Consider the following 11291-nt stretch of genomic DNA (forward strand, 5'->3'; position numbering starts at 1 on the left):
GGGCGGACCGGTCGGGCGCCGGGGCGCGGGCATCGAGCGGGGGGCGCTCGCGAGGGCGCGCACCGCATGGAGTGCGCCCCGTGCGCTCCGTACGCCCGCCGGGGCGCCCGCGCGGTGGTGACGGCCCTCGCTGTGCAGCAGGACCCCGGGGGCGAAGGGCAGCAGCGCGAGGCCGTCGAGCCCGGGGGTGCGGCGCAGTTCGGGATACGCCGTGGACAGCGGCTGTCCGATTCTGTCGAGCCGGAAACCGTCGACCTTCTCGGTGGCCATCCGGCCGCCCACCGTATGGGCGGCCTCCAGGACCGTGGTCGTCACTCCTGCGCTGGTCAGCCGTTGCGCCGCGGCGAGTCCGGCGATCCCGGCCCCCACGACGACGACGTCCGCCTGGTACGCGGGCTCAAGCACGTGCCCCTCCTCGAGGTTGCGCGGCCGCTGGAGACGTCATGCCCCCAACAGGCTTGAGGAATACCCGAGTTCAAGACGAGGTTAGGGTCCGGAACGGTCAACGGGAATCGCACGGAGGCAGCACACGGTCGCACGGCGGTCGCATACGGCCCCGCCTACAGCGCCGCCCGGATCGCCCCGTCGATCTCCGGGAACGCGAAGCGGAAGCCCGACTCCAGGAGGCGGGCCGGCAGGACCCGGGCGCTGCCGAGGACGTCGCCCGCCATCTCGCCGAGCGCCGCCCGCAGGACCGGCGCGGGCACCGCGAACGGCGCCGGACGGTGCAGCACCCGGCCCATGGCCACCGTCACCTCACGGTTCGTCACCGGCTGCGGGGCGGTCAGGTTGAAGGGGCCGGACAGGTCGTCCCGGTCCATGAGGTGCCGGATCGCCGCCACCTCGTCGTGCAGCGCGACGAAGGACCAGTACTGCGACCCGTCGCCCAGCCGTCCGCCGAGCCCCGCCCGGAAGAGCGGGAAGAGCCGGCCCCAGGCGCCGCCCCCGCGCGCGACGACCAGACCGGTGCGCGGGAACACCGTCCGCACGCCCGCCTCCCGCGCGGGGGCCGCCGCCGCCTCCCACTCCACGCACAGGCCCGGCAGGAAGCCCTCTCCCGGGGGCGCGCTCTCGTCCACGGGACGGTCGCCGGTCTCCCCGTAGTAGCCCATCGCACTGCCGTTCACGAAGACGCGCGGCGGCCGCTCCATCGCGGCGACGGCCTCCGCGAGCGCCGTCGTGCCGTGCACCCGGCTGCTGCGGATGAGGGTCTTGTACGCGTCGGTCCAGCGGCGGTCGCCCACCCCGGCCCCGGCCAGGTTGACCACCGCGTCGCAGCCCGCCAGCCCGGCCGCGTCCACCCGCCCGTTCTCGGGGTCCCAGCGGACCTCTCCCGGCCCCTCGGGCGCGCGCCGCACCAGGCGCACCACCTCGTGCCCGTCCGCCGTCAGGGACCGCGCCAGCGCGCCGCCGATGAGACCGGACGCACCGGCCACCGCGACGCGGGAACGTCCTCTGCCGACGCGTCCGTCCATGTGCCCGCCGTTCACGCGTCCGTCGTCCATGGGCCCATCCTGCCGGGTGGCCCGGGGAAAACCCCGGAACGGTCCCGCTCACCGCGTCGTACAGTGACCGTCATGCCAGCCCCGCACATACGCCGCGCCAGGTCAGAGGACGAACAGCCGCTGCGCCGGATCGACCTGGAGACCTGGTCCCCTCTCCACGCCGTCTCGCCCCCGCCCGGGCCGGACGACCCCTTCTTCCGTGACGTCTGCGGGCCCGACGCCCACCTGGTCGCCGAACTCCACGGCACCGTCGTCGGCTATGTCCGCCTCGGTTTTCCCACCCCGTTGGCCTCCAACACCCACGTCCGCCAGATCCGGGGCCTCGCCGTCGCCGACGCGGCCCGCGGCCACGGCGTGGGGCGGGCACTGGTCCGGGCCGCCGTCGAGGAGGCCCGGCAGGAGGGCTTCCGCCGCATCACCCTGCGGGTCCTCGGGCACAACACGGCCGCCCGCAAGCTCTACGAGTCAGAAGGCTTCGTCGTCGAGGGCGTACAGCCCGAGGAGTTCCACCTCGACGGCCGGTACGTCGACGACGTGCTGATGGGGCAGATGCTGACCGGACCGGACGGCCCGGCCGAGGGCGCGCTCACGACGTGACCGGCGCGCCCGTGTCCACCGCCCGCGTGGCGTCCGCCGCGTCGCGTGCCTCGGGAGCCACCTCGGCCGCCGTCAGCACGTAGCCGGTCTCCGCGTCGGAGGTGGAACGGGCGAACACCACGCCGTACACCCGGCCGTCGGTGGTCAGCAGCGGTCCGCCCGAGTTGCCGGGGCGGACCGTGGAACGGATCGAGTAGATCTCGCGGGTGACGTTCTCGTCGTTGTAGATGTTCTGGCCGGTGGCGCGGACCCGGTTGGCGACCGTCGCCGCCCGCAGATCCAGGGCGCCGTTCTGCGGATAGCCCGCCACCACCGCGGCGTCGCCGCGCGAGGCGTCCTCGTCGAACCGCAGCACCGGGGCCCTCAGGTCGGGCACGTACAGCACGGCCACGTCCTTGTCCGGGTCGAACAGCACCACCCGCGCCCGGTACGCCGGGCCCACACCGCCGATCCGCACGGTCGGGTCGTCGATGCCGGCCACCACGTGGGCGTTGGTCATCACGCGCTCCGGTGCGTACACGAAGCCGCTGCCCTCCCGGCCCTGGGCGCCGGTCACGCCCTCCACCTTCACCGTGCTGAGCCGGGCGGCGCGGGTCGCCGCGGGCGTGACGCTGTCGCCGGAGGGCTCGGCGACCTCGGCGGCCGACTCGTTCTCGAACGGGTTGAAGACCTGCGGGAACCCCGCGTCGGCGAGTGCCGACGTCGCTCCGGAGAACCACGCGGGGGTGGTGTCCGGCATCACCCGCTGCACCGCGCCCAGCAGCGACGAGTCCCGGATGGCCGAGGTGAGCAGCGTGGACGAGGAGGCCGCCAGGACGCTCGCCGCCACCCACGCCACGATCAGCGCCGCCGCCGAGTTCGCCACCGCCCCGCCCACCCCGTCGGCCACCCGGAGCGGACCGGCGTCCAGCTCCCGGCGCAGCCGCAGCGCGAGACGCCCCGCCAGCTCGTGGCCCACCATCGCCGGCAGCAGCACCGTGACCACCGCGACCACCGTCGCCGCCGTCGAGCCCCGCGCCACCAGGTCCATCACCCACGGCAGGACCCAGACGCCGAGCGCCGCGCCGCCGACGAAGCCGGCCAGCGACACACAGCCCGCCACCAGTCCGCGCCGGTAGCCGGAGGCCGCGTAGACCAGCACCACGAGCGCCAGCACGATGTCGAGCAGGTCCACGCGAACCGCCTTTCTACCGGACCCCGGGACCCTCAGTACGCGCCGTACCGGGCCGATGATCAGCCTGAGTCGCGCGACTGTCCGAAAAGCGGCCACCCGTGCGAGCGAATGTGTGCGGTCACCCGTGAAACGCCGCGCACCGGGACGATGGTTCCACCGGGTGGCACAGCCCACATCGCGGACAGAGCGGAACGGCCGGACAGTAGGACCATGCGAGTCTTCCGAGGACCGCGCCGGGCCCGGGAGCGACGGCCCGCCCGCATACCCGGCGCCGCCCGCATGCCGGCCGCGGCCCGGGCGCTGCTCGGTGCCCTGCCCGGTCTGGCCGCCGTCGCCGCGCTCTTCCTGTGCGCCGACGGCGTGGAACGGGCGGCCGACACGGGGGCGGCCCCGGCCGCCGCCACCGACCGGTACGCCGCGCCCCGCCCCGACATCGTGCCCCGGTCGGTCTGGCTGGGCGACGCCGCCCGCGCGCAGCCCGCCCCCCGCTACGACGACAAGGTGATCGCCGTCTTCGTCCACCACACGGACACGCCGAACGGCTACGACTGCGCGGACGTGCCGGCGATACTGCGCGGGGTGTACCAGGGCCAGACCGGCGCCCGGGACTGGGACGACATCGGCTACAACTTCGTCGTCGACCGCTGCGGCACCGTTTACGAGGGCCGGGCCGGCGGGATCGACCGGCCCGTCACCGGCGCCCACACCCAGGGCTTCAACCACCGCACCACCGGGATCGCCGCCCTCGGCACCTACACCGCCGGGGTGCCCGTGCCCCGCGAGCTGACCGACGCGATCGCCGCCGTGGCCGCCTGGAAGCTCGGCGAGACCGGCACCGACCCGCGCGCCGAGGTCGCCCTGGTCTCCAGCAACGGCCTCAGCCGCTACGCCGCGGGCGCCACCGCGACCCTGCCCGCCGTGGCGGGTCACGACGACGGCTACGCGACGACCTGTCCGGGCGCGGCCCTCGCCGCCCGCCTCGGTGACATCAGGGACACGGCGGCCCGCCTCCAGGGCCGGGTCTGACCGTCCCGGCGGGCGGGGCACGTCACTCCGGTCCGAACCTCGCCCACAGACGGGGCAGGCGCTCGGCCAGGGCCCGGTCGTCCTCCAGGTCGATCGGCGTGCCCAGCGGTTCGGCGGGCGCGGGGGCGATGCCCAGGTCCGGGGCCACGGTGCCGGTGAGCTGCTCGTAGGCCTCGTCGGCCGCGTAGCCCAGCTCCTCGCCGTCGCCGTCCAGTTCCTCGTCGAAGTCGTCCAGCAGTTCGGCGAGCGAGTCGGGCTCGTGCACCGCGCCCTCGTACACCTCGCGCCCCTGGCCGATCAGCCAGCACCGGAAGAAGTCGAAGGCGTCGTCGCTGGCCCCGCCGAGCAGCACCCACGCGGCACCCCACAGGTCCCAGGTGCAGGCGCGGTTGTAACGGGCCTCGAAGTGGCGGGCGAAGTCGAGCACCAGGTCCGGGTCCATGTCGAGCAGCCGCTCCACGAGCAGGTCGGCCTGGTCCTCGGGATCGCCGTCGGCACGCTGCCGGGCCGAGTCGATCAGCTCCCAGAACTCCGTCTCGTCCATCACGGGTCCAGCATCGGCCCTGGGCGGTGGCTGCGCACGTGGAGTGCGGCGGATCGTTATGTGCGGATGCCTGCGGCGCCTGTGCGGGTTCGGTGGGGGTGCGCGTAGCGCGGTGCGTGTGGTGGGTGGGTCGGGGCCGCGCCGGGGGGTGTCCGTCCTCGGAACGGCCCGGAATCGGTTACTTGAAGAGGCTCGGGGCGTTGACGCGCCAACCGCTGCGGGCGGACACCCCCCGACACGACCCCTTCTCGCCGTACGCGGCTGCGGCTCGCCATCCCTGCGGGCCCCGGCCCGCCGTACGCGGCTATCCCCCTAGCTGCGGGCAGTCGTGCCTCCCCCAGTGCCTGAACGGCCTGGGAGGTACCCCCAGGCGGCACGGGTGGGCGCAGCGGCACCCCGCTACGCCGGGCCGCGTCCCCCACCCCGCGCCCACACCCACCCCGCCTCCACACCCACCCCGGCACCCGCAACCACCCGGCGGCTCAGCCCCCGTACAACCCCGCCAACCGCCGCGCATCCTGAGCGAAGCGTTCCCGCAGGGCCGCCGGCGCCAGTACCTCCACCTCCGGCCCGAGCCCCCTCAGCTGCGTGTGCGCGACGTCCTCCGACTCCACCGGCAGCGTCACCGTCACCCAGCCCTCCGCGTCCGGCGCCCCCGCGCCCTCCAGCGCCTCCCGGACGGACAGCGCATCGACGGCGTACGGCAGCGTGCGCACCCCCCGCTCCGACAGCCGCACCACGACCTCGGCCCGCAGGATCGAGCGCGCGAACTGCTCGGCCCGCTCCGCCCAGAACGCGGGCAGGTCGAAGCCGTCGTCCCGGGTGAAACGTTCCTCGCCCGCGTCCACCGCCGTGAACCGGTCGATGCGGTACACGCGGAAGGGCCCGTCGCCCGCCGCCCCCGCGACCCGCGCGCACAGGTACCAGACCCCGGCCTTCAGCACGAGGCCGTACGGCTCCAGGTCGCGGACGACCTCGTCCGTCCCGCGCCGGTAGCGCGCGGCGACGCGCCGGTCGTCCCAGACCGCGTCCGCCACCGCGGGCAGCAGCTCGGGAGTCTCCGGCTCGCGGAACCAGTTCGGCGCGTCCAGGTGGAAGCGCTGGGCCGCCGTACGGGAGGCGTCCCGCAGGGAGGGGAGCAGGGCCGCCGACACCTTCAGGCGGGCCGCCGAGGCCGCGTCCTCCAGGCCCATCTCGCGCAGCGCCCCGGGCACCCCGGACAGGAACAGCGCCTCCGCCTCGCCCCGGGCCAGCCCGGTCAGGCGGGTGCGGTAACCGCCGACCAGGCGGTAGCCGCCGGCCCGCCCCCGCTCCGCGTACACCGGCACGCCCGCCTCCGACAGCGCCTGCGCGTCCCGCGTCACGGTCCGCTCCGACACCTCCAGCTCCCGGGCCAGTTCGGCGGCCGTCATGGCCGGGCGGGACTGGAGGAGCAGCACCATCTTGATGAGGCGGGCAGCACGCATCCCCACATGATGCAGGAGAACGCCGGAAGGCCTCCGCCGGAGCGAAGGCCTTCCGTTGGTGACGCGTGACCTCTACAGGCCGTAGCGCTCGCGCGCTTCCTTCACGGCCGTCGCCTTGACCTCGCCGCGCTTGGCGAGCTGGGCCAGGGCCGCGACCACGATGGACTCGGCGTCCACGCCGAAGTGGCGGCGGGCGGCGTCGCGGGTGTCCGACAGGCCGAAGCCGTCGGCGCCCAGCGAGGACCAGTCCTGCTCGACCCACTGCGCGATCTGGTCCGGGACCTGGCGCATGTAGTCGGAGACCGCGAGGACCGGGCCCTCGACGCCCTGCAGCGCCCGGCGGACGTACGGCACCCGCTCCTCGCCGCGCAGCAGCGCCGCGTCGGCGTCCATGGCGTCCCGGCGCAGCTCCGTCCAGGAGGTCGCGGACCACACGTCGGCGGCCACGCCCCAGTCCTCGGCGAGCAGCCGCTGCGCCTTGAGCGTCCAGTGGATCGCCGTGCCGGAGCCGAGCAGCTGGATGCGCGGGGCGTTGGCGGCCGGGGTCAGGCCCGCCGTCTCCGCCGTGTTGAAGCGGTACAGGCCCTTGACGATGCCCTCGTCGACGCCGGGCGCGGACGGCTTGGCCGGCTGCGGCATCGGCTCGTTGTAGACCGTCAGGTAGTAGAAGACGTTCGGGTCCTCGCCCGGGGCCGCCTCGCCGTACATGCGGCGCAGGCCGTCCTTGACGATCGCGGCGATCTCGTACGCGAACGCCGGGTCGTAGGACAGCGCGGCCGGGTTGGTCGCCGCGATGGCCGGGGAGTGGCCGTCCGCGTGCTGAAGACCCTCACCGGTCAGCGTGGTGCGGCCCGCGGTGGCGCCGACCAGGAAGCCGCGGCCGAGCTGGTCGCCGAGCTGCCACATCTGGTCGGCCGTGCGCTGCCAGCCGAACATCGAGTAGAAGATGTAGAACGGGATCATCGCCTCGCCGTGCGTCGCGTACGCGGTGGACGCGGCGATGAAGTCGGCCATCGAGCCGGCCTCGGTGATGCCCTCGTTGAGGATCTGGCCGTTCTCGGCTTCCTTGTAGTACATCAGCTGGTCGCGGTCGACCGGCTCGTACGTCTGGCCCTTGGGGGAGTAGATGCCCAGGGACGGGAAGAGGCTCTCCATGCCGAAGGTGCGGGCCTCGTCGGGGACGATCGGCACCCAGCGCTTGCCGGTCTCCTTGTCCCGGACCAGGTCCTTGACCAGGCGGACGAAGGCCATGGTGGTGGCCACGTTCTGCGAGCCGGAACCCTTGTCGAAGGACGCGAACGCCTTGTCGGCGGGCGCGGGCAGCGGCGCCAGCGGGTGCACGCGGCGGGCCGGGGCCGGACCGCCGAGGGCGGCGCGGCGCTCCTGGAGGTAGCGCACCTCGGGGGAGTCGGCGCCCGGGTGGCCGTAGGGGACCACGCCGTCGACGAAGTCGCTGTCCTTGATCGGCAGGCCGAGCAGGTCGCGCATGTCCTTGAACTCGTCCACCGAGAGCTTCTTCATCTGGTGGTTGGCGTTCTTGGACGCGAAGCCGCTGCCCAGGGTGTGGCCCTTGACCGTCTGGGCCAGGATCACGGTCGGCGCGCCCTTGTGGGCGAGCGCGGCGCGGTAGGCGGCGTAGACCTTGCGGGACTCGTGGCCGCCGCGCGAGTAGTGGAAACACTCGAGGATCTTGTCGTCGGACAGCAGCTTCGCCATCTCGACGAGCGCCGGGTCCTTGCCGAAGAAGTCCTCGCGGATGTAGGCGGCGTCGCGGGTCTGGTACGTCTGGACCTGGGCGTCCGGTACCTCGCGCAGCCGGCGTACGAGGGCGCCGGTGGTGTCGAGCTGGAACAGCTCGTCCCAGGCCGTGCCCCACAGCGACTTGACGACGTTCCAGCCGGCGCCGCGGAACTGGGCCTCCAGCTCCTGCACGATCTTGAAGTTGGCGCGGACCGGACCGTCGAGGCGCTGCAGGTTGCAGTTGATGACGAAGGTCAGGTTGTCCAGGCCCTCGCGGGAGGCGAGGGTGAGCGCGGTGGTGGACTCCGGCTCGTCCATCTCGCCGTCACCGAGGAACGCCCACACGTGGGAGTTCGTCAGGTCCTTGATGCCGCGGCTGGTCAGGTAGCGGTTGAACCGCGCCTGGTAGATCGCGGAGATCGGGCCGAGGCCCATGGAGACGGTGGGGAACTCCCACAGCCAGGGCAGCCGGCGCGGGTGCGGGTAGGACGGCAGACCGTTGCCCCCGGCCTCGCGGCGGAAGTTGTCCAGCTGCTCCTCGTTCAGACGGCCGTCGAGGAAGGCACGGGCGTAGATGCCGGGGGAGGCGTGGCCCTGGACGTAGAGCTGGTCGCCGGAGCCGTCACCCTCCTTGCCCTTGAAGAAGTGGTTGAAGCCGGTCTCGTAGAGCCAGGCCGCGGAGGCGAAGGTGGCGATGTGGCCGCCGACGCCGTACTTGCTGCCGCGGGTCACCATCGCCGCCGCGTTCCAGCGGTTCCAGGCGGTGATCCGCTGCTCCAGCTCCTCGTCGCCGTCCACGGTGGGCTCGTCGGCGGTCGGGATGGAGTTGACGTAGTCGGTCTCCAGCAGCTTCGGCAGCGCCAGGCCCGCGCCCTCGGCGCGCTCCAGCGTGCGGCGCATCAGGTACGCGGCACGGTGCGGCCCGGCCGCCTGGGTGACGGCGTCCAGGGAGGCCTGCCACTCGGCGGTCTCCTCGGGGTCGCGGTCCGGGAGCTGGTCCAGCTCGCTCGGCTGGATGGCTTTGGGGTCGGTCGTCATGTCGCCGCCTTCCTCAGTCGAAGGGGGTTCCCTCATCGGCAAGGGTTCGGGGGTGCCCTAGGTCTTTGGCAGGACAGGGCTGTGGGCTTGGGTGCAAGCCCGTCTGTGACTGTAACTCCCTGATCGATGATCGATCAAAGGGTTGAGGGGCAAAAACTCTTGATCACGAGAAAGTCGGCACGGGGTGCCTCCGGCGGTGGCACGGGGTGACCTTCAGATGGGAGGTTTGTGCAGGTGAGCGCGGTGCGGCTCGGGTGGTTCGGTTGCGTGGCGGGTGCGGGCGCGTCGTGGTTTCTCGCGCAGTTCCCCGCGCCCCTGGGAACGGCTGCGCCGTTCTCCAGGGGCCCGAACTAGGGGCGGGGGGCGCAGCCCAGGACATGGGACTTGACGATCTCCGGGATGCGGGGGTCGCGGCGGCGGAAGGCCGCGACCAGCTCCTCGTGCTCCTCCGCGTACGACTGCTGCACCGTCCCCAGCCACCGTATCGACAGCGCCGTGAACACCTCGATCCCCAGCCCCTCCCACGTGTGCAGCAGCACCGAGTTGCCCGCCGCCCGCACCAGCTCCCGGTGGAAACCCACCGTGTGCCGCACCTGGCCCGTGCCGTCGGAGACCCGGTCGGCCTCGTACAGCGCGGCGACGTGCGGCTCCAGGGCCGAGCAGTCCAGGGCCAGCCGGTCCGCCGCCAGCTCGGCCGCGATCGCCTCCAGGCCGGCCCGGACGGGGTAGCTCTCCTCCAGGTCGGCGGCGGTCAGGTTGCGCACCCGCACGCCCTTGTTCGGCGCCGACTCGATCAGCCGCAGCGACTCCAGCTCCCGCAGCGCCTCCCGCACCGGCGTCTGGCTGACCTCCAGCTCGGTCGCGATCCGGCGCTCCACGATCCGCTCGCCCGGCTGCCAGCGTCCGCTGATGATCCCTTCCAGGATGTGCTCGCGGATCTGTTCGCGCAGCGAGTGGACGACGGGCGCGGTCATGAGAGCTCCTTCGGGAGGGTCCCCTTCGGACCCTGGGGCGACTGACGTGGAGAAACAATACGGCCGTCACGGTGGGCGGGAAGGGCGCACGGGGGCGCTTTGACGCAGGTGAGACGAGACTTACACAGCGTGCCCCGCCCGGAACACGGTGATGCCCCCGCCCGGAAGGTTCCGGGCGGGGGCATCACAGGGGCCCACTGGCGGGGGGAGACTACAGGCCGAGCTCGACCTCGAACTCGCCCGCCTCCAGGATCGCCTTGACCGCCGTCAGGTAGCGGGCGGCGTCGGCGCCGTCCACCAGACGGTGGTCGTAGGACAGGGTCAGGTACGTCATGTCACGGACGCCGATGACCGGACCGTCCTCCGTCTCGATGACGGCCGGACGCTTGACCGTGGCACCGATGCCGAGGATGGCGACCTGGCCCGGCGGCACGATGATCGTGTCGAACAGCGCGCCGCGCGAACCGGTGTTGCTGATGGTGAAGGTCGCACCGGCCAGCTCGTCCGGGCTGATCTTGCTGGCCCGGACCTTGCCCGCCAGGTCGGCGGTCGCCTTGGCGATGCCGGCCAGGTTCAGGTCACCGGCGTTCCTGATGACCGGGGTCATCAGGCCCTTCTCGGAGTCCACCGCGATACCGATGTTCTCGGTGTCGAAGTAGGTGATGGTCCCCTCGGCCTCGTTGATCTTGGCGTTGACCGGCGCGTGCGCCTTCAGCGCCTGGGCCGCGGCCTTGACGAAGAACGGCATCGGCGAGAGCTTGACGCCCTCACGCGCCGCGAACGCGTCCTTGGCACGGGCGCGCAGCTTCATCAGACGGGTGACGTCGACCTCGACGACCGACGACAGCTGGGCCTGCTCGTGCAGCGCCTTGACCATGTTGTCGCCGATGACCTTGCGGATGCGCGGCATCTTGACGGTCTGGCCGCGCAGCGGGGAGGCCTCCAGGGTGGGGGCCTTCTTCGCGGCAGGGCCCCCGGCCGTCACAGCGGCAGCGGCGGCCGGAGCCGGGGCGGCGGCCTTCGCGGCCTCGGCGGCGGCGATGACGTCCTGCTTGCGGATACGGCCGCCGACGCCGGTGCCCTTGACGCTGGACAGGTCGACGCCGTTCTCGGCGGCGAGCTTGCGCACCAGCGGGGTGACGTAGGCACCGTCGTCCACCGGCTGGGCGGCGGCCGGGGCAGCCGGAGCGGCGGCCTGGGCCGGCGCGGGCGCCGGGGCGGCGGGCT

General features: G+C 73.2%; 10 protein-coding genes. 2 read left to right on the top strand and 8 right to left on the bottom strand.

What is annotated here, in order from left to right; all coding sequences use genetic code 11:
• Nucleotides 1-405: FAD-dependent oxidoreductase (locus BZZ08_RS37130; RefSeq protein WP_133169265.1), on the bottom strand; the 405-nt coding region annotated here is incomplete at its 3' end.
• Nucleotides 406-560: 155 nt separating this feature from the next.
• A complete protein-coding gene (locus BZZ08_RS37135) occupies nucleotides 561-1505 on the bottom strand; it encodes a TIGR01777 family oxidoreductase (RefSeq protein WP_104636559.1) in 945 nt (314 codons plus the stop codon).
• A gap of 72 nt (nucleotides 1506-1577) precedes the next feature.
• On the opposite strand from BZZ08_RS37135, the gene BZZ08_RS37140 reads away from it, so the two are divergent.
• Entirely contained in the window at nucleotides 1578-2102 is a 525-nt protein-coding gene (locus BZZ08_RS37140) for a GNAT family N-acetyltransferase (protein WP_198601921.1), read from the top strand.
• Here the strand turns inward: BZZ08_RS37140 and BZZ08_RS37145 are convergent.
• Entirely contained in the window at nucleotides 2092-3276 is a 1185-nt protein-coding gene (locus BZZ08_RS37145) for a MarP family serine protease (protein ID WP_104636561.1), read from the bottom strand. The genes BZZ08_RS37140 and BZZ08_RS37145 overlap by 11 nt on opposite strands.
• A 108-nt stretch (nucleotides 3277-3384) precedes the next feature.
• On the opposite strand from BZZ08_RS37145, the gene BZZ08_RS37150 reads away from it, so the two are divergent.
• Complete coding sequence (locus tag BZZ08_RS37150; RefSeq protein ID WP_104636562.1) at nucleotides 3385-4302, top strand: peptidoglycan recognition protein family protein; 918 nt, start codon at nucleotides 3385-3387, stop codon at nucleotides 4300-4302.
• A 22-nt stretch (nucleotides 4303-4324) separates the two neighbouring features.
• Here BZZ08_RS37150 and BZZ08_RS37155 read toward each other — a convergent pair whose 3' ends face one another.
• The 5 genes from BZZ08_RS37155 to sucB all read right to left on the bottom strand — a co-directional run.
• Nucleotides 4325-4846, bottom strand: coding sequence for a DUF4240 domain-containing protein (locus tag BZZ08_RS37155; protein WP_104636563.1), 522 nt, complete (start codon nucleotides 4844-4846; stop codon nucleotides 4325-4327).
• Between the two features lie 482 nt (nucleotides 4847-5328).
• Complete coding sequence (locus BZZ08_RS37165) at nucleotides 5329-6312, bottom strand: helix-turn-helix transcriptional regulator (protein ID WP_104636564.1); 984 nt, start codon at nucleotides 6310-6312, stop codon at nucleotides 5329-5331.
• A gap of 72 nt (nucleotides 6313-6384) precedes the next feature.
• Complete coding sequence (aceE, locus tag BZZ08_RS37170; protein WP_104636565.1) at nucleotides 6385-9090, bottom strand: pyruvate dehydrogenase (acetyl-transferring), homodimeric type; 2706 nt, start codon at nucleotides 9088-9090, stop codon at nucleotides 6385-6387.
• Between the two features lie 350 nt (nucleotides 9091-9440).
• Nucleotides 9441-10064 (bottom strand): GntR family transcriptional regulator, encoded by a 624-nt coding sequence (locus BZZ08_RS37175; protein ID WP_003976633.1) that lies wholly within the window; start codon nucleotides 10062-10064, stop codon nucleotides 9441-9443.
• A 211-nt stretch (nucleotides 10065-10275) separates the two neighbouring features.
• On the bottom strand, nucleotides 10276-11291 hold a 1016-nt coding region (gene sucB / locus BZZ08_RS37180; RefSeq protein ID WP_104636566.1), incomplete at its 5' end, for a 2-oxoglutarate dehydrogenase, E2 component, dihydrolipoamide succinyltransferase.

The sequence above is a fragment of the Streptomyces sp. MH60 genome, from assembly GCF_002939385.1.
Classification (GTDB): Bacteria; Actinomycetota; Actinomycetes; order Streptomycetales; family Streptomycetaceae; genus Streptomyces.

Excerpts from the sequence above, each read along its gene's own strand:
- BZZ08_RS37135 (WP_104636559.1), bottom strand. The coding sequence starts at position 1,505 with ATGGACGACGGACGCGTGAACGGCGGGCACATGGACGGACGCGTCGGC.
- BZZ08_RS37140 (WP_198601921.1), top strand. The coding sequence starts at position 1,578 with ATGCCAGCCCCGCACATACGCCGCGCCAGGTCAGAGGACGAACAGCCG.
- BZZ08_RS37150 (WP_104636562.1), top strand. The coding sequence starts at position 3,385 with ATGTGTGCGGTCACCCGTGAAACGCCGCGCACCGGGACGATGGTTCCA.
- BZZ08_RS37155 (WP_104636563.1), bottom strand. The coding sequence starts at position 4,846 with ATGGACGAGACGGAGTTCTGGGAGCTGATCGACTCGGCCCGGCAGCGT.
- BZZ08_RS37165 (WP_104636564.1), bottom strand. The coding sequence starts at position 6,312 with ATGCGTGCTGCCCGCCTCATCAAGATGGTGCTGCTCCTCCAGTCCCGC.
- aceE (WP_104636565.1), bottom strand. The coding sequence starts at position 9,090 with ATGACGACCGACCCCAAAGCCATCCAGCCGAGCGAGCTGGACCAGCTC.
- BZZ08_RS37175 (WP_003976633.1), bottom strand. The coding sequence starts at position 10,064 with ATGACCGCGCCCGTCGTCCACTCGCTGCGCGAACAGATCCGCGAGCAC.